The 25,530-nt window shown below is 36.6% G+C and carries 24 protein-coding genes; 12 read left to right on the top strand and 12 right to left on the bottom strand.

Annotation, left to right across the window (positions count from 1 at the left end; genetic code table 11):
• Positions 1–3,189 carry an efflux RND transporter permease subunit gene (locus H0S70_RS03585; RefSeq protein ID WP_188321731.1) on the top strand — a complete coding sequence of 1,063 codons (3,189 nt, stop codon included), beginning with the start codon at positions 1–3 and terminating at the stop codon, positions 3,187–3,189.
• A gap of 494 nt (positions 3,190–3,683) precedes the next feature.
• Here the strand turns inward: H0S70_RS03585 and H0S70_RS03590 are convergent, their stop codons facing one another.
• The 3 genes from H0S70_RS03590 to H0S70_RS03600 all read right to left on the bottom strand — a co-directional run bounded on the left by H0S70_RS03590 (position 3,684) and on the right by H0S70_RS03600 (position 7,054).
• A complete protein-coding gene (locus H0S70_RS03590) occupies positions 3,684–5,060 on the bottom strand; it encodes an MATE family efflux transporter (protein WP_123247805.1) in 1,377 nt (458 codons plus the stop codon).
• 61 nt (positions 5,061–5,121) lie between these two features.
• Entirely contained in the window at positions 5,122–6,306 is a 1,185-nt protein-coding gene (locus H0S70_RS03595; RefSeq protein WP_188321732.1) for a sigma-54-dependent transcriptional regulator, read from the bottom strand.
• Positions 6,307–6,385: 79 nt separating this feature from the next.
• On the bottom strand, positions 6,386–7,054 hold the full coding sequence (locus H0S70_RS03600; protein WP_188321733.1) for a YggS family pyridoxal phosphate-dependent enzyme: 669 nt from the start codon (positions 7,052–7,054) through the stop codon (positions 6,386–6,388).
• A gap of 92 nt (positions 7,055–7,146) precedes the next feature.
• On the opposite strand from H0S70_RS03600, the gene H0S70_RS03605 reads away from it, so the two are divergent.
• From H0S70_RS03605 to gpmI, 8 genes are all read left to right on the top strand, one after another.
• On the top strand, positions 7,147–7,671 hold the full coding sequence (locus H0S70_RS03605; RefSeq protein ID WP_188321734.1) for a hypothetical protein: 525 nt from the start codon (positions 7,147–7,149) through the stop codon (positions 7,669–7,671).
• 161 nt (positions 7,672–7,832) lie between these two features.
• Complete coding sequence (locus H0S70_RS03610) at positions 7,833–9,014, top strand: IS4 family transposase (protein ID WP_188321076.1); 1,182 nt, start codon at positions 7,833–7,835, stop codon at positions 9,012–9,014.
• Between the two features lie 158 nt (positions 9,015–9,172).
• A complete protein-coding gene (locus H0S70_RS03615) occupies positions 9,173–9,703 on the top strand; it encodes a hypothetical protein (RefSeq protein ID WP_188321735.1) in 531 nt (176 codons plus the stop codon).
• A complete protein-coding gene (locus H0S70_RS03620; RefSeq protein ID WP_188321736.1) occupies positions 9,700–10,470 on the top strand; it encodes a sensor histidine kinase in 771 nt (256 codons plus the stop codon). The genes H0S70_RS03615 and H0S70_RS03620 overlap by 4 nt, the downstream gene beginning before the upstream one ends.
• Positions 10,471–10,499: 29 nt before the next feature.
• Positions 10,500–11,120 carry a response regulator transcription factor gene (locus tag H0S70_RS03625; protein WP_228453779.1) on the top strand — a complete coding sequence of 207 codons (621 nt, stop codon included), beginning with the start codon at positions 10,500–10,502 and terminating at the stop codon, positions 11,118–11,120.
• Positions 11,121–11,525: 405 nt separating this feature from the next.
• Complete coding sequence (locus H0S70_RS03630) at positions 11,526–12,839, top strand: IS1380 family transposase (RefSeq protein ID WP_123247981.1); 1,314 nt, start codon at positions 11,526–11,528, stop codon at positions 12,837–12,839.
• A 19-nt stretch (positions 12,840–12,858) separates the two neighbouring features.
• Positions 12,859–13,377, top strand: coding sequence for a GNAT family N-acetyltransferase (locus H0S70_RS03635; protein ID WP_123904768.1), 519 nt, complete (start codon positions 12,859–12,861; stop codon positions 13,375–13,377).
• A gap of 78 nt (positions 13,378–13,455) precedes the next feature.
• Positions 13,456–14,985, top strand: coding sequence for a 2,3-bisphosphoglycerate-independent phosphoglycerate mutase (gpmI, locus tag H0S70_RS03640; RefSeq protein WP_188321737.1), 1,530 nt, complete (start codon positions 13,456–13,458; stop codon positions 14,983–14,985).
• 80 nt (positions 14,986–15,065) lie between these two features.
• On the opposite strand, the gene H0S70_RS03645 is transcribed toward gpmI, so the two are convergent.
• From H0S70_RS03645 to H0S70_RS03685, 9 genes are all read right to left on the bottom strand, one after another.
• The gene (locus H0S70_RS03645; RefSeq protein ID WP_188321738.1) at positions 15,066–15,323 is read right to left on the bottom strand and encodes a hypothetical protein; all 258 of its coding nucleotides are present in this window, start codon (positions 15,321–15,323) and stop codon (positions 15,066–15,068) included.
• 105 nt (positions 15,324–15,428) lie between these two features.
• Entirely contained in the window at positions 15,429–16,610 is a 1,182-nt protein-coding gene (locus H0S70_RS03650; RefSeq protein ID WP_188321739.1) for an IS4 family transposase, read from the bottom strand.
• 41 nt (positions 16,611–16,651) lie between these two features.
• Positions 16,652–16,849 (bottom strand): hypothetical protein, encoded by a 198-nt coding sequence (locus H0S70_RS03655; RefSeq protein WP_188321740.1) that lies wholly within the window; start codon positions 16,847–16,849, stop codon positions 16,652–16,654.
• Between the two features lie 205 nt (positions 16,850–17,054).
• Entirely contained in the window at positions 17,055–18,968 is a 1,914-nt protein-coding gene (acs, locus tag H0S70_RS03660) for an acetate--CoA ligase (protein ID WP_262891140.1), read from the bottom strand.
• 127 nt (positions 18,969–19,095) lie between these two features.
• The gene (locus tag H0S70_RS03665; protein WP_188321742.1) at positions 19,096–20,997 is read right to left on the bottom strand and encodes an AMP-binding protein; all 1,902 of its coding nucleotides are present in this window, start codon (positions 20,995–20,997) and stop codon (positions 19,096–19,098) included.
• A 42-nt stretch (positions 20,998–21,039) separates the two neighbouring features.
• Positions 21,040–21,402 carry a response regulator transcription factor gene (locus tag H0S70_RS03670; protein WP_188321743.1) on the bottom strand — a complete coding sequence of 121 codons (363 nt, stop codon included), beginning with the start codon at positions 21,400–21,402 and terminating at the stop codon, positions 21,040–21,042.
• Positions 21,399–22,004 (bottom strand): sensor histidine kinase, encoded by a 606-nt coding sequence (locus H0S70_RS03675; RefSeq protein ID WP_228453780.1) that lies wholly within the window; start codon positions 22,002–22,004, stop codon positions 21,399–21,401. Before H0S70_RS03675 ends, H0S70_RS03670 begins: the two co-directional genes overlap by 4 nt.
• A 101-nt stretch (positions 22,005–22,105) precedes the next feature.
• Positions 22,106–22,264 (bottom strand): hypothetical protein, encoded by a 159-nt coding sequence (locus H0S70_RS03680; protein WP_158212082.1) that lies wholly within the window; start codon positions 22,262–22,264, stop codon positions 22,106–22,108.
• Positions 22,265–22,399: 135 nt separating this feature from the next.
• A complete protein-coding gene (locus H0S70_RS03685) occupies positions 22,400–22,816 on the bottom strand; it encodes an IS1/IS1595 family N-terminal zinc-binding domain-containing protein (protein WP_055042971.1) in 417 nt (138 codons plus the stop codon).
• Positions 22,817–23,126: 310 nt separating this feature from the next.
• Between H0S70_RS03685 and H0S70_RS03690 the strand changes: the two genes are divergently transcribed.
• From H0S70_RS03690 to H0S70_RS03700, 3 genes are read left to right on the top strand one after another with little or no spacing between them, the layout of a single operon-like run.
• A complete protein-coding gene (locus tag H0S70_RS03690; RefSeq protein WP_188321744.1) occupies positions 23,127–24,017 on the top strand; it encodes an aspartate carbamoyltransferase catalytic subunit in 891 nt (296 codons plus the stop codon).
• 39 nt (positions 24,018–24,056) lie between these two features.
• Complete coding sequence (carA, locus tag H0S70_RS03695) at positions 24,057–25,130, top strand: glutamine-hydrolyzing carbamoyl-phosphate synthase small subunit (RefSeq protein WP_031504651.1); 1,074 nt, start codon at positions 24,057–24,059, stop codon at positions 25,128–25,130.
• 41 nt (positions 25,131–25,171) lie between these two features.
• Positions 25,172–25,525, top strand: coding sequence for a four helix bundle protein (locus H0S70_RS03700; protein ID WP_188322188.1), 354 nt, complete (start codon positions 25,172–25,174; stop codon positions 25,523–25,525).
• The last annotated feature ends 5 nt before the right edge of the window (positions 25,526–25,530 follow it).

Raw genomic sequence — 25,530 nt, forward strand, 5'->3', positions numbered from 1 at the left:
ATGAAATTAGCAGAAATAGCCATTAAAAGACCGTCGCTGGTTATCGTATTATTTACGATTCTGACGCTAGGAGGTTTGTTGAGTTACTCTATGATGGGGTACGAATTGATTCCGAAGATTGAAACCAATATGGTGACGATTTCTACGGTTTATCCAGGAGCTTCGCCAAGCGAGGTGGAAACGTCGGTAACCAGAAAAATTGAAGATGCCGTTGGTTCTTTGGAAAACGTGAAGAAAGTAGAATCATCTTCTTACGAGAGTTTATCGGTGGTGATGATAGAGCTGAATGCAGGTGCGGATGTAAACTACGCGCTGAATGATGCACAAAGAAAAGTGAATGCCATCTTGGCAGACCTTCCGGATGATGCAGATCCACCTTCTTTACAGAAATTCTCATTGGATGATCTTCCAATTATGACATTGAGTATCACTAGTGATAAACTGAATAATAAAGAACTCTATGACCTTCTTGACAAGAAAATCGAGCCAATTTTTTCCCGTGTAAACGGTGTTGCTCAGGTTGACCTTGTTGGTGGACAGGAAAGAGAGATCCAAGTAAGTTTAGACGAAAAGAAGATGCAAGGTTATGGTCTTGCGATTGCAGATGTACAACAAGCGATTCTTTCTTCAAACTTAGATTTCCCCACGGGAGCTTTGAAAACGAGAACTTCGCGTTCTACCATCAGACTTTCTGGGAAATATAGAGATGTGGCAGAAATGAACAATTTGGTGGTTTCCAACAAAAACGGGGCACAGGTTCGTTTGTCTGATATTGCAACGGTTTTAGATACTCAGAAAGATGTCGAGAAAGTAGCACGATACAACCAGAATTCTACCATTTTGATGCAGATCAAAAAGCAATCTGATGCCAACGCAGTTTCGGTTTCGGAATTGGTTCAGAAGACGATTGCTCAGGTTCAGGACAATTATAAAACCCAGGGAGTTAAAGTCAATATAGTAGATGACACCACAGATTTTACTCTGGAAGCGGCAGATCACGTAATTTTCGATTTGTTCTTAGCGATTATTTTGGTGGCTGTGGTAATGTTATTGTTCCTTCATAACATCAGAAACGCATTCATCGTAATGGTTTCCATTCCTGTATCGTTGATCGCGACTTTCATTGGAATGTATTTAATGGGATATACGCTGAACTTGATGAGCTTACTTGGGCTTTCCTTGGTAGTAGGTATTCTTGTGGATGATGCGATTGTGGTTTTAGAAAACGTTTATCGTCACATGGAAATGGGCAAAAGCCGTATTCGTGCGGCCTACGACGGGGCTTCCGAAATTGGATTTACCGTAACGGCGATTACCTTGGTAATTGTAGTGGTATTTTTACCAATCGCGATGAGTACCGGTTTGGTACCTAATATTTTGGCGCAGTTCTGTGTCACGGTAGTTATTGCGACGATGTTATCATTGTTGTCCTCCTTTACCATTATTCCTTGGTTGTCCTCAAGATTTGGGAAAGTGGTACATCTTACCGGTAAAAATCCTTTTGAGAAATTTATTCTTTGGTTTGAAAAACAATTGGAGAAATTTACGCACTGGATCAGTGGAATCTTAGAATGGTGTTTGAAAACAGGTCTTAGAAGAATTATGACGGTAATTGTAACCTTTGTTGTTTTGATTTCATCAATGCTATTGGTAGTTTTCGGATTTATTGGAGGTGAATTCTTACCGAAAGTGGATCGTGGACAGTTCCTCGTGCAAATGGAATTGCCTAAAGATGCTACCATCGAGAAAACCAATCAGGTTACCCTTCAGGTTGAAAAATATTTGAGAGATAACCCGAATGTAGTAAATTTAATTACCACCGTCGGGCAGCAATCTACCGGTTTTGGTGGAGCACAAGCAACGGCTTACCAATCTGAAGTTCAGGTGATTCTGACGGACAAATCCGAGCGTTCTGAAAGTACCGATATTATGGCGGCGAAGATCAAAAGGGATTTGGAAGAAAAATTTACCGGAGTGGAATTTAAAACTGCACCAATCGGCTTGATGGGAGCTGATAATGCCCCAATCAAATTGGTGGTAACCGCACCAGATAACGAAACAGCGAACAAAGAAGCTGCAAGAATCCTCCAGTTACTGAAAAAAGTTCCTGGATCAGTAGATGCCGAATTATCTACTGATACCGGAAGCCCAGAGGTAAAGGTGAATATTGACCGAGATAAAATGTCTGCGTTAGGTTTAAATCTTTCAAGCGTGGGACAAGCGATGCAAACAGCATTTAATGGAAATACGGATGGAAAATTCCGTGCAGGGGAGTACGAATATGATATCAACATTCGTTTTGCAGATAACAACAGAAAATCGATTGATGATGTAAGAAACCTAATGTTCACCAATAATAAAGGCGAACAAATCCGACTCAGCCAGTTTGCGAATGTAGACATGAGTTCAGGACCTAGTTTGCTGCAACGTAGAGACAAATCACCTTCCGTGAAAGTCCTTTCCAAAGTGGTAGGTCGCCCCGTAGGAGATGTCGCAAATGAATGGTCGGCGATGTTTATGGATAACGAAAAAACAAAACCTGCAGGCGTGAACTACATCTGGAGCGGTGATATGGAAAACCAAACAGAAGGTTTCGGAACCTTGGGAATCGCTTTATTGGCGGCAATTATTTTGGTTTATCTGGTAATGGTTTCGCTTTATGACAGTTTTGTGTATCCTTTCGTGGTATTGTTTTCAATTCCGTTAGCATTGATCGGAGTAATGGTAATTCTTGCCCTTACAGGAAATTCACTGAATATCTTTACCATGCTCGGAATGATTATGTTGATTGGTTTGGTTGCTAAAAACGCGATTATGATTGTCGATTTCGCTAACATGAGAAAAGCCGCAGGAGCAAGTACTCATGACGCACTTATCCAAGCGAATCATGCTCGTCTTCGTCCGATTTTGATGACCACCATTGCGATGATCTTTGGGATGCTTCCGATTGCATTGGCAAAAGGAGCAGGAGCCGAAATGAACAACGGATTAGCGTGGGTAGTAATCGGTGGTTTGATATCTTCATTGTTCCTTACATTGATTATCGTTCCGGTAGTGTATTCCCTGTTCGATTCATTACTTAGAAGAATGGGTAAACATGAAAAAATCGATTATGAAGCTGAAATGAAAGCCGAGTATGAGCACCAGGAATTAAGTGACGACGGGTTTACCCCGAAACATATCGTATAAATTATAGTTTTTTTATTGTTAAGAGAAAGCCGTTTCATTCATTTGAAGCGGCTTTTTTTATTTAATTGGTTGATGATAATTAATGATTTCATTAAAAAGAACTTAACAGTGAATTTAAAAGATTCAGCAATGAGTTAAAAAGGCTCAATGTTGAATTAAAAAGGTTCAACGATGAATTAAAAAGGCTCAACGATGAATTAAAAAGGTTCGATGGTGAATTGAAAATATTCAACGATGAATTGAAAAGGCTCAAAATTGAATTAAAAAGGTTCAAAATTGAATTAAAAAGGTTCAACGATGAGGTGAAATGGTTCGTAAATAGGAAAATAAAATTTGACTAAAGCCGATTGTTTTGGTTAATTGATAAACGGGCAAAAGTCCGTTCCTATTAATATCATTAATTTTCAGTAAGAAATATTTAAACAAAAAAAAGAGTTTGAAGCCAATATTCAAACTCTGATTTTTTTTAAATCTTGATGAATTCCGAAAGATAACTATGCAAGTTTGTGGTTTTCGAAAGCATTAATTTTCTTTTGAGAAAGGGTAAGGAACCTCATTACCAAAAGAACCGCGGAAATGGTAAGTCCTAATCCTAAAGCGATCCACATTCCGAATGCTCCCATTTTCAAGGTTACACATAGAATGTATCCCAACGGAATGGCAATAATCCAATACGCGATAAAGGTTATAAATGATGGGATTTTCACATCCTGAATTCCGCGTAAACTACCTAAAGCTACTACTTGGATTCCATCTGAAAGCTGAAAAAGCGCCGCAATAATCATCAATTGAGCGGCCAGTTGAATTACTTCTACATCTTCTGCTTTGGTGAAAAAGGTAGGCAAAATATGTCTGCCAAAAATGAAAACCAATCCACATGCGAGCATGAAGATGAAAACAATTTTTAAATTATTGATTCCTACTTGTTTTAATCCAAAATAATCTTGCTCACCCAGCTTTCTTCCTATTAAAACCGTAGATGCAACGCTGAATCCGACACAAAGATTAAAGGTGAAAGAGGCCATAGAAAGTGCGATTTGATGCGCTGCGATGTCCTTCGCAGAAATTAATCCGCAGATAAAAGCTGCTCCGGCAAAAGCGGTTACTTCAAAAAACATTTGCAAAGCCGTAGGAAAACCGATTTTCAACATTTTGGTGAACATCGCCTTTGAAAACTCTGAAACTTTCAATGAAAAATCTTTAATATATCTTCTTGTTTTTTCTTCTTTTAATAATACATAATAAAGAAAAATCATCATGAAAATTCTAGCAATTAAGCTCGCAAGAGCCGAACCTTCCACGCCCATCGGTGAAATGCCGAACATCCCCTTAATGAAAACATAATTCAAGACCACATTGATTACATTAGCGATAATGGTTGCTTTTGTAACTCCGATGGTGTAAGACAAACCTTCGGATACTTCGCGCAACGTTTGAAACGCCATAAACGGAATAATGCTGAGTGTCATAATACTCAAAAATCCAATGGTATCGGGGATGATTTCCTTTGGCTGATCCATGTGATAGAGCAGTGGCATGAGCAAAAATAGCAATAACATGAGTAGAATCCCAATTCCTATGTTGATAATAAAACCATGGCGAAAAACCGAGTTAATCGTGTCGTGTTTCTCCTGAGAATGCGCCTCGGAAACCAAAGGTGGAATGGCAAATGAAAACCCTAATGCGAATACAAAAATGGAGAAAAATACGGCATTTCCTAAGGAAACGGAAGCCAAAGCCTGTGCGCCCAAAAGTTTTCCGACAATGATATTATCGAATAAATTAACAGAAACCTGGCCCACCTGCGTGATCATTACCGGAAGTGCGAGCGTGAGGCAAGCTTTGGTGTATTCTTTATTAAGTATTTTCATAAAAAAAAGTTTGCGGCAAAAATACAGCAAACTTCTTCGATTTCGGTTAAAATTAAGACAATTATTTTCTCACAAAACTCGCTACATCTTCTGCGGAAACGGGATTCGATCCCAAAATAATCAACCTTTCTACTACGTTTCTCAATTCTCGGATATTTCCGGTCCAGCTGAAATCTTCGAGTGCCTTGATGGCTTTTTCGTCGAATTCTTTTTTGGCAGTTCCGTGTTCATCGGAAATCGTTTTAGCGAAATGCTCCACCAAAAGTTTGATGTCTTCTTTTCTCTCATCCAAAGGAGGTACATAAATTTCAATTACAGAAAGGCGGTGATAAAGGTCCTCACGGAATCTTCCTTCGGCGATTTCTTTCTGCATATTTTTATTGGTAGCTGCCAAAACTCTTACATCTACCTTGATTTCTTTCTCGCTTCCCACCGGCGAAACTTTGCTTTCTTGAAGTGCACGAAGGACTTTTGCCTGAGCAATCAGACTCATGTCACCAATTTCATCCAGGAAAATAGTTCCGTTATGTGCAAGTTCGAATTTTCCTTGTTTGTCTTTAATAGCTCCGGTAAAACTCCCTTTCACGTGACCGAAAAGTTCAGATTCAATTAATTCAGAAGGAATTGCGGCGCAGTTTACTTCAATCATCGCTCCTTTACTACGGTCGCTTTGGGAGTGAATGGCATGAGCTACTAACTCTTTTCCAGCCCCATTTGGACCTGTGATCAGCACTCGAGCATCAGAAGTAGCTACTTTTTCGATCATATCCTGAATTTTTTTCAAAGCAGGAGAGCTACCAATCATTTGGTATTTTTTGTTGACTTTCTTTTTTAATGTTGAATTTTCAACATTGAGAACCTGGTTGGTTTTCTGAAGATTTTTTTTATCTAAAGCATTTTTAACACTGATAATCAATCGGTTGATATCGATGGGTTTTGAAATAAAATCATAAGCGCCTTCTTTCAGGCAGGCAACAGCGGTATCGATATCCGCGTGGCCGGAAATCATTACAAAAGTGGTGTCGGGTTTAATTTGTAGTGCTTGTTTCAGCAATTCAGTGCCGGAAAGTTTCGGCATTTTAATATCTGATATTACTAGAGCGAAATCTTCTTTTTCAATATTTTTATAGCCCTCCAGTCCGTCCTCGGCAATCGCGAATTCGTATTCAGGCAGTTCATCGGATAAAATACTTTGGAGTACACCCGAAATGGCTTTTTCATCTTCTACAATTAAGATCTTTTGCATTAATTAGAAATTTATGGATTTAATAAAAATTCAGTTTAAAATTTGCAGATCATTCAGCAATAATCATACCTAAATAAGCTTATACGCCATATTGTCTGCTACCGAAAATAGCCGAACCAATCCTCACGGAATTGGCTCCACAAGCTATTGCTTCTTTGTAATCACCGCTCATTCCCATGGAAAGCGTGTCGAGTTTTTTGAGTAGCGAAAGCTTATCGAAAATCTGCTTGAGCAGGGTAAATTCTTTGGTGACTTGGTTTTTGTCATCCGTGAAAGTTGCCATTCCCATCAAACCCGTAATTTCGATATTGGGGTATTTTCCGTTGAGATCATCTTGGAAGATTTCTTTGGCTTCATGAATTTCAAGCCCGAATTTGGTTTCTTCTTCGGCGATTTTCACTTGCAACAAAACTTTTATTTTTCTTTGAAATTTTGCGGCTTGTCTATCGATTTCTTCTAAAAGTTTTTCGGAATCTACACTCTGAATAGTGTCGATAAATTCAGCAATATATTTTACTTTATTGGTTTGCAGATGGCCAATGAGATGCCATTGAATATCTTTGGGAAGTTGTGGATATTTTTCTGCGAGTTCCTGAACTTTATTTTCACCAAAAATACGTTGCCCCAAATTGTACACATGCTGTATATGTTCTATCGGATGGGTTTTCGATACAGCTACGAGTTGCACATTTTGGGGTAAATCATTAATTGTTTTTTGGTAATTGCTTGAAATATTATCTAAAGACATTTGAAAAAAAAATGAAAATTTGTATAAAAAAGGGTGTTTTCACCTGAAATTGTTTCCAAATATACAGTAATTTTGATTAAATATTAAAAACCATGAAATTAAAATTACCTACCTCCGTGCCTGCAATGTTATTGTGTATAATTTTTTTGACGATTTCTTGTGGTGAAAAACCCAACCTGATGAACGAAAATTTCAAAGAGAAATTGATTGATAAAAAATTAATGACCGAACTCGATAATACTTATGCTTCAAATAATTACTTGATTATCAATTCTGCACGCGGAGATGGAAGCAAAGATTCTCGGGAATATTGGTATTCTATTGAGGATTTAGAAGGCTATATTGCTTTTGTAAAAAAAGAAGCGGCGCTGAAAAATCATAATGTTTTAGGAATAAAAATTAAAATGGGACAATACCCAATAAATGGGAAATTTGATCCGAGATTAAATCCTAAATATGCTGGCTATCAAGCGGTTTATCTCGTTCCAACAGGCCTTCAGGTTGGTGGAGATCTTCCGGAACAGAGAGAAAAAAAGACACAAGATTCGGTAGCTAGAGGCCAGGAAATCAACGGGATTCCAGGGATGGATCTCTCATTGATACATCCACCTTATTAATTGGGTAAATTATGGAAATTAATAGGATATTGCTTTCTAGTATTTTGATTTTTATTTATTTTTTAATCATCTTATTTCAATAGCGTCCTAAATAAAAAAAATAAGAAGGAATTAGAGTAACTCAAAGTACCTTTGAGGTTGCACAACAAAAAAACCTTCTTATGGACTCAAAATTAACATTATTTTCTCAGATTATTTCAAAAATAGACCGAGTAATTTTCAAAAAAATAGTCAAAGAAAGAAAGACCGATTACCGAAATAAAGGATTCGATAGTTGGACCCATTTAGTTTCTATGCTTTTCTGTCATTTTGCGAAAAGCACCTCGGTACGGGATATTTCCAATGGACTTCGTAGCGCAACGGGCAACCTCAATCATTTAGGAATAAAAACTGCACCTTCCAAATCTTCCATCAGTTACCAAAATGGGAAAAGAGATGCAGACTTGTTCAAAGATTTGTATTTCATATTATTAGAACATTTAGGACAGCACACCAAACAAAAACGAGTAAAGCTGAAAATAAAAGTTCCCGTTTATCTATTAGATTCCACTCTTATTTCCCTGTGTCTTTCTTTATTTGATTGGGCAACGTATCGCACTAAGAAAGGAGCTGTAAAGATGCATACCTTGCTTGAATACGATGGGAAACTTCCGGTTTATGTGAATATTACCAAAGGAAGCGTTGCGGATAATAAAGGGGCTGAAAACATTCCCTTAGAGAAAGGTGCGGTGATTGTAGCCGACCGTTTTTACAACGATTTTCCGATGCTTTCTATTTGGGACAGCAAAGGTGTTTTTTTTGTAATCAGGCATAAGGAAAACCTAAAATTTGAAACTTTACAGGAACGAGAACTTCCACCAAAAGGAGCGCAAAACATTTTGAAAGACGAAGACATAATCCTTTCAAACCCTATTTCAAAAGAAAAATACCCTAAAAAATTAAGAAGAGTGGCGGTTTGGGACGATGAAAACAAGCAAACTATCGAAATTATCACCAATAATTTCACTTGGGCAGCTTCCACCATTGCAGAACTGTACAAACAAAGGTGGCAGATTGAGATTTTTTTCAGAGACATCAAGCAATTGCTTCATATCAAAACATTTATCGGAACATCTGAAAATGCAGTTAAAATACAAATTTGGACGGCTCTAATTACCATTCTTATCCTAAAATACCTAAAATCAATCGCAAAATATCCTTGGCAATTATCAAATCTAGTAGCATTTATCCGACTGAATATTTTTGTGAAAATTAATCTCCAGTATTGGCTCGACAAACCTTTTGACCAACCACCTGAATCTCAAAAAACATATTATCAAGGGGTTCTTTTTGAAAATCTATAGAAAATTCCGCTTAAAGCCTATCTATATGTGCATAAAATATATCTGTTTTTTTATTTAGGACAGTATTGATCTTATTTATGGTGATTAAATGGAAAGAATTAGGAAGCCAAATTCATTATTTTATTATCGCGATGTTGTTCGTTTTTCTCTCCGAGTCTTTGTCTTTACTCGGAACTATTTTGTACGGTGATAGCTTCAAAGGAAATAAAATCAACGTTGTAGGGATTATTATTTTATTTTTTCTGGCGGTATTTGTTTATTTTTATAAAACTTTGGAAAACAAACGGTTAAAAACAATACAGCTTGGGATTATTGTTGCACATATTTTAAATATTATTATTTCTCTCATCTTTATCGAAGATTTTTTCATTTATCTGCCGTATCCGACTTATTTTGTAACAATTGTTTTATTATTAGCGAGCGTTGCTTTGTTTTTCTTTGAGACCTTCAACTCCGAGAAAGTGCTTAATATCATGGATTACTATCCATTTTGGATTGCAATTAGCCTCATAGTTTTATATGTTGGTATGCTTCCGTTGATGATTATTAGCAAAAATGCCATGGAATTATCAATTTCACGAAATATTTTCTTAATTTTACTTTATACTGTTAACTTTACTGGTTACACGATCATGCTTGGCGGGATTTTTTTTAGTAAAAAAACAAACCTAAATGAAGATAATCATTGAAAACAAATGAAATTGATATTTTAATTATTTTTTCTACCATTATCATTTTGTTCGTAGTATTGATGATGGTGGCGATTTACGGCATTTTCGTGAAAAAAAAATCTCAACTCCTGCTTAGCCAACAACGCAAAGAAGCGATTTTTGAACACGAATTGGCCAAATCTCAAGTTGAAATCCAGGAACAAACGCTAAATTATATCGGTCAAGAGCTGCATGATGATCTAGGGCAAAAACTATCAGTCGCACGGTTGATGACCAATAAAATTTCATTTTCAGATGATAAGGTCCGAGTTGAAATCGCGGAAGAAATAAATTTGCTTTTGGGAGAATGTATTCAGGATATCAGGAATCTTTCGAAAGTTTTCATCACCAAACAGGTCAAACAATTTGGCTTGATCGAGTCGCTCGAGCGGGAAATTTTTAGGATCAAAAGGCTAGATTTATTGAATGTCGATTATCAAAACAATAATCAGGAATTGAAAATAAACTCCAATCATGCGCTCATTTTGTTTAGAATCGTTCAGGAATGTATCAATAACGTAATTAAACACTCCCAATCAAAAGATTTGCAATTGTTGGTAATAGATTCTCCGGAAAATCTTAACATTGAAATCAATGATAATGGAGTAGGATTTAATTCTGATTTAGAAAATGACGGAAGCGGAATTAAAAATATGGGAAGCCGGGCAAAACTCATCAATGCTGAATTGTTGATCAATTCTTTAGAAAATATCGGTACAAAAGTATGTGTTTCTTATAAAAAATAATTCTTATGGATAAAATATAAATTGCCATTGTGGATGATCATAAGTTAGTTTCCAAAGCTTTGGAAAATATGATTTCCTTCAATCCAAATTTTCAGGTCATTATGAATTGTTTCAACGGGCAAGAGTTTTTGGAAGAATTGAGAAACAATAAAAGACATCCCGAAGTGGTGCTAATGGACATCAATATGCCCGTAAAAAACGGAATCGAAACTACGATGCAACTTACCAAGGAATTTCCAAATCTAAAAGTAATTGCCCTCACGATGGAAGACAATGAAACTACGATAATCAGAATGCTAAAAGCCGGAGCCAAAGGTTATTTGCTGAAAGATATGTCTCCTGAAATCCTATTTAATGCCATCAATATCGTACATGAAAAAGGAATTTTCTATACCGATTTGCTTACCCAAAGCCTATTAAAAATTAAAACTGAAGAAAAATTCCTTCATGAAATGGATGAAAGATTAAAAGACAGGGAACTAGAATTTATTCGAATGGCCTGCTCTGAACCTACTTACAAAGAAATTAGTGAACAAATGTGTGTAAGTCACAGGACAATAGATGGTTATAGGGATTCTGTTTTCCTAAAGTTAAATGTAAAAACCAGAGTAGGAATCGTATTGTTTGCGATAAAACACAACTTAATGTAAAAAAGGGTGTTTTCACCCTTACTTTGTAAACTTTGTTGTTGTAATTTTGTCTCACTGAATTACAGAAAAACACACAAACACAGATGTTAAAAAGAAGACCGGTTTCTAAAACCGGTTTTTTTAAGCAAAAAAAGGGTGTTTTCACTAATTTCCGATCGAAAATTTTAGTTTAATTTTGAAGCTACAAAAGAAGCAATTCTTTTTTTATATTTATTTTTTTTTAAAGCAATTGGAGAGGCTGTCCTTTGGGGCAGTCTCTTTTTTTATTTATTAATGCTGTATTTTGTGCGATTTCGAGATAATCATCCATAAATTTGCAATATTAAACCCAAATTCCGCAATAGAAAAAAAAGAGTATTTTAGTATTCTAATATCCAACTGCGTAGCAGTAGAAAAAAATAAGCGATGAAATTCGAGCTATCCTTTACCAATAAAGAGATTACGCCTTGGGGAGGCATGGTGTTTTTAAAGCAAATGTTGGACAAAATCGGCTTTAGAGAGCAAATTGAAAAATGCGAATCTTTACCTGTGTCACTTTCCAATAATTCTTATAAAAAAGAAGTTTTGCTTGAATCTTTTATTACGAGTATTTGGTGTGGCGCCAATCGTTTTTTGCACACAGAAATTACCCGTGCAGATAAGGCTCTTGGGGAAATATTTGACTGGCGAAAGACCCCTGCTCAGGACGCATATAAACGCTATTTTGGCAAGTTTACACAACACATCAACCAGCAAGTTGGGCATCATTTTTTCAGTTGGTTTTTTCAGAATTTGAACCTCAATTATTTTACGTTAGACATTGATTCATCTGTAATTACTCGATACGGAGAGCAAGAGGGAGCAAAAAAAGGCTACAATCCTAAGAAAAAAGGAAGAAACAGCCATCATCCTATCATTGCATTTGTGAACGATGTAAAGATGGTTGCTAATTTTTGGCTCAGGAGCGGTGATGCTTCTTCGGCAAATAATTTTGTAGGATTTTTAGAAGAAACACTCTTAAATTTTGGGGATAAAAAAGTAGGATTAGTTCGTTTGGATAGTGGTTTTTTCCAGAAAGACATTATGGATTATCTTGAATTAAAAACACTCCAATACATCATCGCTGCAAAATTTACTCACCCCATTCAACACTTGATAGACCAGCAAGATTTTTGGATAAAAGTTGATGAGGGCATCGAAATTTGCGACAAATATTATCAAGCAAAAAACTGGGAAAAGCCAAGAAGGATAGTCATTGTAAGGCAAAAAATAGCACAACGGCCGAATGCGGCAGGCCGAATATTAAGCCTGTTTCCGGAAGATGAAATCCATAGAAATTATCGCTATTCAGCCTATATTACCAACCAAGAACAATCGGCAACAGATGTTTGGAGAACGTACCGAAACAGAGGCGATGCAGAGAATCGAATCAAGGAATTAAAGGCAGATTTTGGAGCCGAAAGTTTTAACCTTAAAGGCTTTTTCCCTACAGAAGCTGCACTTATATTTTCGATGATTGCTTATAATCTGATGTCAATTTTCAGACTGTTTGTTCTTCAGGAAAAAACGCAGAAAACATTATCTACACTACGATATAGAACCTTTGCTATTGGAGCTTATTTTGAAAAAGTAGGTGACACACTCAAACTGAAGATTGCACTCACCAAAAAACGCAGAAAATGGTTCGTCGGAATTTGGGATTACCCCATAGACTTATCTCAAAAAATTTCAACTGCGTGATTTGGGTTAAAAATCGAAAATGCAGTCACAAGAAAACTTTATTCTAAGAAAAGCAACCCCAGCTGATCAAGCAGTGATTTGGGAAATAGTACAACAAGCAATTTTAAGAAGAAAAAACGATGGCAGTTCGCAGTGGCAAGATGGATATCCCAATCCCGATACTATTCGTGAAGATATAGAAAACGGTTTTGGTTATATTTTTGAAATCGATGGTGAAACTGCAGCTTATTCAGCATTAATTTTTAATAATGAACCTGCTTATGAAAACATTGACGGAAAATGGCTGAGTGACAATGATTTTTTGGTGATACATCGAGTAGCCGTTTCAGATGGGTTTCTAGGAAAAGGAATTGCCTCAAAATTATTCTTGGAAATTGAAAATTTTGCCAAACAGCAACAAGTCTTCAGCATAAAATTAGATACCAATTTCGATAATCTTGCGATGCTTAAAATTCTAGAGAAACTGAATTACACCTATTGCGGAGAAGTTTATTTCAGGGGTTCTGCAAGAAAAGCATTCGAAAAATTGCTTCGCTGATTAAGTCAAAAAAAATGTCAATTAAAAGAATTATTGGTCAAAATTTACTAAATTTGTACTCATTAAAAATAAAAAGAAATGTCAAAAAAAGCCCTTTTAGCGATACTTGACGGATGGGGAATTGGGCTCGATCCGGAAGTTTCTGCCATTGCGCAGGCAAACACGCCATTTATAGATTCTTGTTATCAAAAATTTCCGAATACCACGTTGGAAGCGAGTGGAACTGCAGTAGGATTGCCTTTCGGGCAGATGGGGAATTCAGAAGTTGGGCACATGAATCTCGGTGCAGGTAGAGTGGTTTATCAAAATTTGGTAAAACTCAATATGGCTGTGGAAAATGCAACTTTAGGCAAAGAAAATACTATAACACAAGCATTTGAGTACGCCGCGAAAAACAATAAAAAAGTTCATTTCATAGGATTGGTTTCGGATGGAGGAGTGCATTCCCATATCAACCATTTGAAAGGTTTGCTTACTGCAGCACACGAGTATGGCTTAAATGATAATGTTTATGTACACGCTTTTACAGATGGTCGCGATTGTGATCCGCATTCCGGGAAAGAATTTATCGCAGATTTACTCCAGCACATGCAACAAACGACTGGGAAATTAGCAAGTGTAATAGGTCGTTACTATGCGATGGACCGCGATAAAAGATGGGAAAGAGTGAAGTTGGCCTACGATGTAATGGTAAACGGCATAGGAATCGAAACCACTGATGTTATTTCATTAATAGAAAAGTTTTATGCAGAAGGTATTTCCGATGAATTTTTAAAGCCTATTGTATGTCTTAAAGATGGGCATCTTCCGGTAGCAACAATTGATGAGGAAGACGTAGTATTCTGTTTTAATTTCCGTACAGATCGTGGAAGAGAAATTACGGAAGTGCTTTCACAGCAGGATTTCCCGGATTTTGGCATGCATCACCTCAATCTTTATTATGTGACGATGACCAATTATGATAAAGATTTCAAAAATGTGAAAGTGGTTTTCGATGAAAACGTTTTGGAAGGAACATTGGGAGAGATTCTTGAAAGAAATGGAAAAACTCAAATCAGAGTTGCCGAAACTGAAAAATATCCTCACGTAACCTTTTTCTTTTCAGGTGGTCGCGAAGCTGAATTTTTGGGAGAAAGAAGATTGCTTTGCCCAAGTCCGAAAGATGTACCAACCTACGATTTCAAACCAGAAATGTCAGCCTACGACATCACAGAAAAAATACTACCGGAAATTGAAAACGAAACGGCAGATTTTATTTGTTTAAATTTTGCTAATACCGATATGGTAGGACATACCGGAGTTTTCGAGGCGGCAGTAAAAGCTGCGGAAACCGTAGATAAATGTATCGAAAAAGTAGCAACTGCGGCTTATGAACACGGTTATGCCGTATTTATTCTTGCGGATCACGGTAATTCCGATGTGATGAAAAATCCGGATGGAAGCCCTAATACGCAGCATACTACCAATTTGGTTCCATTGATCGTGATGGATAAAGATAAAAATTGGAACTTAAAACCTGGAAAATTGGGAGATATTGCTCCTTCAATCTTGAATGTAATGGGAATAGAAATCCCGGAAATCATGACCGGAGATGTTTTGGTGAGCTAAAAACAGATTCTATATAAATTAATGATAAAATGCCGCCTCAAATGCTGAGACGGCTTTTTTGTAAAAACTTGTTATTAGAACTATGTTAACATTGAAATTCCTTCATTAGAATGATGATGTTTGCTAGTAGGTATTCTTGGAATTTCGGATTTGGCATGAAGACCAATCAATTTCCTAATAAATTCCCTGGATTTTGTTTCGCTTTTAGACATGTTTTCGAATGAAAAAACTTTGATTGCACCCGCATTTTTTAAGATAGCAGTTGCGTTTTCTATTTTTGTGATATTATTAGTAGAAATCCCTGCAACAAGGTTTTCAGAGTAGTTTTCAATTAACATTTTTCGTTCAAAACCGATAATATTTATGAGGGAATCTCAATACTGTCCTAAATAAAAAAACAGATATATTTTATGCACATATAGATAGGCTTTAAGCGGAATTTTCTATAGATTTTCAAAAAGAACCCCTTGATAATATGTTTTTTGAGATTCAGGTGGTTGGTCAAAAGGTTTGTCGAGCCAATACTGGAGATTAATTTTCACAAAAATATTCAGTCGGATAAATGCTACTAGATTTGATAATTGCCAAGGATATTTTGCGATTGATTTTAGGTATTTTAGGATAAGAATGGTAATTAGAGCCGTCCAAATTTGTATTTTAACTGCATTTTCAGATGTTCCGATAAATGTTTTGATATGAAGCAATTGCTTGATGTCTCTGAAAAAAATCTCAATCTGCCACCTTTGTTTGTACAGTTCTGCAATGGTGGAAGCTGCCCAAGTGAAATTATTGGTGATAATTTCGATAGTTTGTTTTTTTTCATCGTCCCAAACCGCCACTCTTCTTAATTTTTTAGGGTATTTTTCTTTTGAAATAGGGTTTGAAAGGATTATGTCTTCGTCTTTCAAAATGTTTTGCGCTCCTTTTGGTGGAAGTTCTCGTTCCTGTAAAGTTTCAAATTTTAGGTTTTCCTTATGCCTGATTACAAAAAAAACACCTTTGCTGTCCCAAATAGAAAGCATCGGAAAATCGTTGTAAAAACGGTCGGCTACAATCACCGCACCTTTCTCTAAGGGAATGTTTTCAGCCCCTTTATTATCCGCAACGCTTCCTTTGGTAATATTCACATAAACCGGAAGTTTCCCATCGTATTCAAGCAAGGTATGCATCTTTACAGCTCCTTTCTTAGTGCGATACGTTGCCCAATCAAATAAAGAAAGACACAGGGAAATAAGAGTGGAATCTAATAGATAAACGGGAACTTTTATTTTCAGCTTTACTCGTTTTTGTTTGGTGTGCTGTCCTAAATGTTCTAATAATATGAAATACAAATCTTTGAACAAGTCTGCATCTCTTTTCCCATTTTGGTAACTGATGGAAGATTTGGAAGGTGCAGTTTTTATTCCTAAATGATTGAGGTTGCCCGTTGCGCTACGAAGTCCATTGGAAATATCCCGTACCGAGGTGCTTTTCGCAAAATGACAGAAAAGCATAGAAACTAAATGGGTCCAACTATCGAATCCTTTATTTCGGTAATCGGTCTTTTTTTCTTTGACTATTTTTTTGAAAATTACTCGGTCTATTTTTGAAATAATCTGAGAAAATAATGTTAATTTTGAGTCCATAAGAAGGTTTTTTTGTTGTGCAACCTCAAAGGTACTTTGAGTTACTCTAATTCCTTCTTATTTTTTTTATTTAGGACGCTATTGAGGGAATCTAAATATCTTTGAAAATGGTTTTTTCTTTTTGCGGAAAAGTCTTTACAGCTTAGTTTAATAATTTTAAATCCAGTATTCTTCAAAATATTTGCTGCGCTCAGAGCTTGTTCACAATTCGAAAATAAACCTACAATTGTTGTTTTCATTGTAATTTATTTTTATTGTTAAAAATTTTTCCTCTGGCAAATGTAGGAAAATACAAAGTTTTGAGGTAGGGTGAAATAACCCTTTTTTATGTTAGATTTTGATTAATAGCAAACGCAATTAGTACTGTTAAAATTAATAAAAAAACGCGAAACCTTTAATAATAAAAATTTCGCGTTGTTTTTTATAAAGTATATTGGAATTTAATTAAATTCTTTCGTTTTTAATTTCATCCACCACTTCGGGATTTAAAAGGGTAGAAGTATCCCCAAAATTCGCAAAATCACCTTCCGCAATTTTCCTTAGGATTCTTCGCATGATTTTTCCGGAACGCGTTTTGGGTAGTCCCGAAACAAATTGAATTTTATCGAGTTTTGCGATTGGACCCACCGTATCACTTATTAATTGATTAATCTCTTTTCTCAAGTTTTCGCGATCTCTGCTTTCCCCTGAATCTTTTAGAATGACATAGCCGTAAAGTGCACTTCCTTTGATATCATGCGGATAACCGACAATCGCAGATTCTGCAACCGCCGGATGTTGGTTGATGCTGTCTTCAATTGGTGCTGTTCCCAGATTATGCCCGGAAACGATAATCACGTCATCGACTCTACCCGTGATTCTGTAGTAGCCTGTTTCGTCGCGTAAAGCTCCATCTCCGGTAAAATATTTTCCTGGAAATGCAGTAAAGTAAGTTTCTTTATACCGTTGATGATCGCCCCAAATGGTGCGTGCAATTCCCGGCCAAGGGAAACGGATGCAAAGATTTCCATCCACCTGATTTCCAGTAATCTCGTTGCGCTTATCATCCATCAAAACGGGCTGAATTCCCGGCAACGGTAAAGTAGCGTAAGTAGGTTTAGTAGGCGTAACGAAAGGAATTGGCGAAATCATAATGCCACCCGTTTCGGTTTGCCACCACGTATCTACTATCGGACATTTTTTCTTTCCAACGTGATCATTATACCAATGCCAAGCTTCATCGTTGATGGGTTCACCAACAGATCCTATGACTCTTAAACTTGATAAATCATGTTTTTCAACCCATTCGGATGATTCTTTCGCCAAAGATCGAATTGCGGTAGGAGCGGTATAGAATTGCGTAACTTTGTGTTTTTCAATAACTTGCCAAAAACGGTCTGGCTCCGGATAAGTAGGAACCCCTTCAAAGATAACGGTGGTCGCTCCATTGGCAAGCGGGCCATACAAAATATAGGAATGTCCGGTAATCCAACCGATATCTGCAGTACACCAATAAATATCGTTTTCTTTATAATTGAATACATTTTTGAAGGTATAAGCGGTGTAAACCATGTATCCAGCGCAAGTGTGCAACATCCCTTTTGGTTTTCCGGTTGAACCAGAAGTGTAAAGAATGAACAATGGATCTTCGGCATCCATAATTACTGAAATAAAATCTGTGGGGGCTTTTTCGTATAAAGGTTCGAGCCAGAAATCTCTGTCTTCTTTCATTTTTACTTCGCTGCCGGTTCTTTTTACCACCAAAACTTTCTCTACTGATGGGCATTTTTCTATCGCTTCATCGATGATTCCCTTAAGATCGATGGCTTTATTGGCACGATAGCTTCCATCCGAACAAATCACCATTTTTGCACCGCAATCATTAACTCTTGATGCAACTGCAGATGCGGAAAATCCTGCAAAAATGACGGAATGTACGGCACCCAATCTTGCACAAGCCAACATGGTTACGGCCAGTTCCGGAATCATCGGAAGGTAGATGCACACGCGGTCGCCTTTTTCTATTCCCATGTCACGTAATACATTTGCCATTTTGCAAACCCTATCGCGTAATTCATTATAGGAAATATGTTGTGCTTCTTCATTTGGATTATTCGGCTCCCAAATTATCGCGGTTTTTTCTCCACGAATGTTTAAGTGTCGGTCGATACAGTTTTTGGTGATGTTGAGTTTTGCGTTTTTAAACCATTTTATTTTGGCTTCCTGCATGTCATAATCTACCACTTTGCTCCATCTTTGGTACCAAACGAAATTTTCGTCGGCGATTTTGTCCCAGAATTTTTTCGGGTTTTTGATGGATTTTTTATATTGTTTAAAATAATCGGGTAGGTCATCAATGAAATAATTCTTCATGTCTATTATTTTTTTTAATTTGAAGTTGATCGTATTTTTCAGTTTAATTTTTCGTTCTAGAAAATAGTCAGACTTCGGTTGAAAATTGAGTTTAAATTTAAAATAAATTGCTTGGTTTTAAAAATATTTAGGCCTATTTTTTTTCATTTTTGTACGCATCAATCCTTTGTTGTAATTCTTTTACAATGCTTTCATCATCAATGGTTGATGGGATTTGATAATCTTTTCCGTCGAGCATTGTTCGAATTAGTTTTCTAAGGATTTTTCCGGAACGTGTTTTCGGTAGTCTGTTCACCACCATGGCGTTTCTTAAACAAGCAACCGCCCCAATTTTTTCTCTCACCAGTGCGACGATTTCTTTCTCTAAATCTTCCTCATTGGTTTTGGAGCCCGATTTCAAAACAGCTATTGCAAAAGGAACTTGCCCACGAAGATCATCATCAATTCCTACAACGCAACATTCTGCAACTTCTTTGTGAGCAGAAACAACCTCTTCCATTTCGGCAGTAGAAAGGCGGTGTCCTGCGACATTGATGACATCATCAACTCTTCCGGTGACGAAGATGTAGCCATCTTCATCCTGTATCGCTCCGTCTCCAGAGAAATAATATCCTGGAAATCTCGATAAATAACCAAATTTAAAACGTTCAGGGTCGTTCCAAATTCCTGATAATGCGCCCGGTCCCAGCGGAAGTTTAATCACCAAATACCCTTCTTTATGTGCATCGAGTTCGTAACCTTCTTCGCTAAATATTTTGATATCGTAACCTGGAATTGGTTTTCCTGCTGAAGCTCGTTTTATTTTTACTTCTTCTACACCCGGCATTAATCCCAGCATTGGCCAACCGGATTCCGTTTGCCACCAATGGTCGATTGCGGGAACTCCCACGTGTTCATCGTACCAATCGAGTGTCGCAACATCGCATCTTTCGCCTGCCAAAAACTGTGTTCTTAGGGAAGACAAGTCGTATTTTTTTACAAATTCTCCATCTGGATCTTCTTTTTTAATAGCTCTAATTGCTGTAGGCGCGGTAAACATTACTGCAACTTTATGATCACTAATTACTCGCCAATAGGTACCTGCATCCGGTGTTCCGATTGGTTTTCCTTCGAAAATTACGGTCGCATTTCTGTTAATCAATGCACCATAAACTGATAAACTATGACCAACTGCCCAACCAATATCGGATGCAGCCCAGAAAGTTTCATCTTGTTTTGCACCATAAATATTGCTCATCGCAAATTTCAGCGCAACTGCGTGACCACCGTTATCGCGAACCACACCTTTTGGTTTTCCGGTCGTTCCAGAAGTGTATAAAATGTATAATGGATGGGTAGATTCTACCGAAACACAATCTGCAGGATCGGATTCTGCGATAAGTTTTTCGAAATCGATAAGGTTTTTTTCGTTTTCGAAATCGATGGTATTTCCCAAAAGTTTTCTGTCGAAAGCAACGATATGTTCCGGTTGATGATCGGCAATTTCGATGGCTTCTCGCACGAAAGGCAGATATGGAATTCTGCGCGCAACTTCCATTCCGGAGCTCGCGGTGATGATGGCTTTTGGGTTGCAATCATCAATTCTTATGGCGAGTTCTGTAGGTGCAAAACCTCCAAAAACTACCGAATGCGTCACTCCTAATCTCGCGCAAGCGAGCATGGCAAATAAGGATTCCGGAATCATGGGCATATAAATAATCGCAGTATCGCCTTTTTGTAAACCTAATTTCTGTAATCCTCCTGCTAATTTTGCGACCTTTTCACGCGCTTCACTGAAGGTGAATTTTTGAATTCGATTGGTTACCGGGGAATCATAAATGATGGCTGTATCATCCCCAAAACCGTCATTAATATGTTTATCAAGCGCCAAATAGCAAGTGTTTAATTCACCATCAGAAAACCAAGTAGGGTAATTTTCCCCATCATCGGTGAGGATGGTTTTTGGTTTTTTGAACCATTCGATTTTTTCGGCTTGTGATGCCCAAAATTCTTCCTTGTTTTCCACGCTTTCGCGGAACATTTCATTCGCATTCATTTTATTAGTTATTTAATGTTTTAGTAAAAATTAAAAACAAATTTATTTTAAAAGTTCTTCAACTTTTTCGGTGAGTTTTTTAATGGAATAGGGCTTTGTCATGTATGCATCCGCACCTAAATCCAAACCTTTTTTGATGTCGTTTTCTCCGGTTTTGGCTGAAAGAAATATGATTTTAATGTTATTTAAATTTTCGTTTTTTTTAATTTCAGAAAGGGTGGTGTATCCATCCAAATTGGGCATCATCACATCAAGCAAAATGGCATCCGGAATTTGTTCTTTTAAGATTTCCAAAACTTCAGATCCGTCTCTTGCGATGAAAACTTCGTAGCCAGCTTTCCGGAAGGCGTATTCCAAAGTCATCACAATCTTATGTTCATCATCAGCAATTAATATTTTCTTCATGTTCTATCAGTTTGATTGGGCAAGAATATTTCAAATGTTACTCCTATTTCTTTGTTTTTTGCGGCAATAGTTCCGCCGTGTGCGGTGATTATTTTTTTGCAAATCGCTAATCCTAGTCCACTTCCGAGAGGTTTTCGAATGTTTTGGTTTTTGCTTTGATAAAATTTTTCAAAAATGAATTCCAGATCTTCTTCCGGGATTTTTTTTCCGGTAATGAACATTGAAATTTTTAACATTCCTTCCTTTTCCTGGAATTTTGTTTGCACCATTCCTTGTTCGTTGGCAAATTTCAGAGAGTTTTCGAGGATATTCTGAAATAATTGTATCATCTTCATTTCATCAAAATAAAAAAATTCATTTTTCAAAAGATTAACTTCCGAATGATGAAGATTTTTCTGATCAAATAATTGATGCAACGGTTTTAGCGCTTTATTATACGCTTCTGTAATATTTTTATGTTCAATGTTTAAGGGCGTAGTTCCAGCTTCTAATTTGTCGAGATACAGAATATCGTTGATGATTTCAGCGAGGCCGTCGCTTTCGGAAATAATGTTTCCTAGAAAATCTTTTTTTATTTCTAAAGGCATTTCTTCATCGTCCAAAAGCAGTTCGCTTTTTCATCCAGTGGAAAAAGATTCAAATTATATTCTCTGGAGTATGCAGATTGCCGACTGTCGAAGTTTTATTCGGTTCTTACCCAACCTTATAAAGAAACGTCCCAATCTTTTGTTTTGTTTTTTTCGGCTTCCAATGCTTCAATTCTTTTTAGAAGATCTTCTGTGTAAGGATTCTCTTGCGCTAAGAAAGATGTTTGGAAGATTATCGATGAAATAATTCCTAATAAAACTGTTGATTTCTTCATTGATTAATAATTTTTAGTTTGTTTTTTTGTGATAACTAAAGTGAAACTAAAAAATCGCTTGAAGAAATTTAATATATATATATGCTAATAGTATAGGTTAATGAATTTTTGAAAGTAAAACTAACAGATTCTGCACTATTTTTTAAATCTTTCCCACCTGATCATCATGTATTTATCTCCAAACTCTGTGATGATGAGGCCGGAGCCTTTTATGTTTTCTTCGTTTTGAACAAAGGTAATGAGCTCGCTTTGCTTAAAAACTTTATAGCTTGTGTGGAATTCAGAATGTGGTGGTCTTTTGATGTTATATTTTTTGATCCATGAACTTATGGTAACGTGAGAAACACCGATAATTCTTTCAATTTCGCGAAAAGATAAACCTTCGAGATATAGTTGGAGTGCTTTTGTAACGTAATAATCATCAATTTGTTTACCTAATTTTTTAACCGTGAAATAATAGTTGCAATCTCTGCATAGAAAGCGTTGTCGCTCTTTTACGATTCCACTTTTTACAATATTACTTTGTTGGCATTTCGGGCAAGAATTGGACATAACTATACTTTTTTAGCAAATATATATTAATTTAGCATTAAAATGAACAAAAATTTATGGGTAGGTAAATTTAAAAGGTGAAAAAATAGTTTATAGCGATTGATCTCCGGATAAAAATTACTTTTGTAAATAATACGTTGCAAAAAATCATCTTTGTTGTTCAAAATAAATTTCTATCTTTGCACCTAATGAAAAGATTATTTCCATTAGAAGATTTACAGACAGGCAATTTTGCCGATATCAACAATATTTGTTTTTTATAACGAAGCTTTTTTGGCTTCGTTTTTTTTTGACCTAAACCGAAAAAATTATGCTTACAACCGCCGATTTAACTGTAGAAAAAATTAATTCATTATTAATTGCAGCTGACGAATTTTCAAAAGGAAAAGTTTTGAAACCCACAAAAGAAATTTTTGTTTCCAACCTCTTTTTTGAAGACAGCACGCGTACCAAAACCAGTTTTGATATCGCTGAACGAAAGTTGGGACTCCAAGTTGTACCGTTTGATGTGACGTCGAGCTCAGTGAATAAAGGCGAATCACTTTATGATACCGTGAAGACCCTGCAAAGTTTGGGGGTAAATCTGTTGGTAATTCGTCATAAGCAAGATCAGTTTTATAAAGAATTAAAAGAAATCGACCTTCCGATTATCAATGGGGGCGACGGAACAGGAAATCATCCATCGCAAACATTATTGGATTTGATGACTATTCATCAAGAATTTGGGAAATTTAAAGGTTTAAAAATCGGAATCGTGGGCGATGTAAAACACAGTAGGGTAGCAAATTCCAATGCAGTTGCACTTAGAAAACTGGGAGCGAAAGTTTATTTTTCCGGCCCAGAAAAATGGTTTGATGAGGGTGCGATTATCAATGGAACTTATCTCTCCATCGATGATTTGATAAAAGAAGTTGATGTGCTGATGTTGCTTAGAATTCAGCATGAAAGACATGATGAGAAAATGAAAATCTCACTCAATAATTATCATAAAAAATTTGGGTTGACACTGGAAAGAGAAAAAACAATGAAAGAAAATGCAATCATTATGCATCCAGCACCGATTAACAGAGGAGTGGAGATCCATGATGATTTGGTAGAATCTCCGCGTTCCAGAATCTTTCAACAAATGAAAAATGGAGTTTTCGCGAGAATGGCGATCCTGAAGGATGCGCTGGAAAGCAAAGGTTTTGAGTTTTTGTAAAAGAAATAAAATGCTAATAAAAGGTGCGAAATAAATAAAATGAAAAAGAAATTAATATTAGAATCCGGTGAAGTTTTTCACGGAGAAGGTTTTGGTGCACAGCTCGAAACTGAGGGCGAAGTGGTTTTCAATACCGGAATGACGGGCTATCAGGAACTGATTTCCGATCCGTCCTATTGTGGCCAAATGGTTTGTATGACTTATCCGTTGATCGGAAACTACGGCATCAACCGTGACGATTACGAATCCATAGAACCTGCTATTAAAGGTTTGATCGTGAAGGAACTTTGCGATTTTCCTTCCAATTTTCGTCATCAAATTTCTTTAGACGAACTTTTTAAAAAGAAAAAATTATCTGGAATTTCGGGAATTGATACCCGAAAATTAACCCGAGTTTTACGAAGCAAAGGCGTTGTAAAAGGCAGAATTGTAGATGAAAATGCCGATGAAAATGAAGCAATACAATCCCTGAAATCTACTGAATTTCCGACCAATCAAGTAGAAATGGTTTCTACAAAAACGCCTTATGCGAATCCAGGTAGAGGTTTGAACGTGGTTTTAGTGGATTTCGGTTCGAAATTGGGAATTCTGCGCGAACTTACCCAAAGAGACTGCGATGTGAAAGTGGTTTCCCAAAATGTCACCGCCGAAGAAATCTTGTTGATGAATCCCGATGGAATTATGCTTTCCAACGGTCCCGGCGATCCGGAAGATGTGAAAGGAGCTTCCGAACTAATCAATGGATTGCTCGGGAAAGTGCCTATTTTCGGAATTTGTTTGGGACATCAATTGATTGCATTGGCTTGTGGAGCCAAAACTTTTAAGTTAAAATTTGGTCACCGAGGTGGAAATCATCCGGTTTTGGATCTAGCCAAAAATAAAGTGGCGATTACTTCCCAAAATCATGGGTATGCAGTAGATCAAGAAAGTTTGAAAAATACCGATTTAGAAGAAACACACATCGCTTTGAACGACCGTACCAACGAAGGTTTAAGGCACAAAATCCATCCATGTTTCAGCGTACAATATCACCCTGAAGCAAGTCCGGGTCCGGAAGATGCAAATTATCTTTTTGATGAGTTTATTGAATTAATGGAGGATTTTAAGAAGTAATTTTGATTTCAGATATTAGACATCAGATAACAGACTTTACTATGCATAATTTTGAGAAATTAATTTTTTGGCAGAAATCAATTGAGCTTTCGAAAGAGGTTTATATTGTTTGTGCAGATTTACCAAAAGATGAAAAATTTGGCTTAATTTCTCAAATTAAAAGATCGGTCATTTCGATTCCATCTAATATTTCAGAAGGAGCTGGAAGAAACAATAATAATGAATTTTTTCATTTTCTTGGAATTGCAAATGCTTCTTCTTTTGAATTGCAGACACAATTAATTCTGACAAGAGAATTAAATTTATTAGATGCAGAAAAAGCCAACAGTTTAATATCAAAACTGAATGAAATTCAAAGAATGATCTATACATTCAAATCTAATTTAAAAAAGTAAAATAA

Source organism: Chryseobacterium manosquense (genome assembly GCF_014623485.1).
In the GTDB taxonomy this organism is placed as follows: Bacteria; Bacteroidota; Bacteroidia; order Flavobacteriales; family Weeksellaceae; genus Kaistella; species Kaistella haifensis.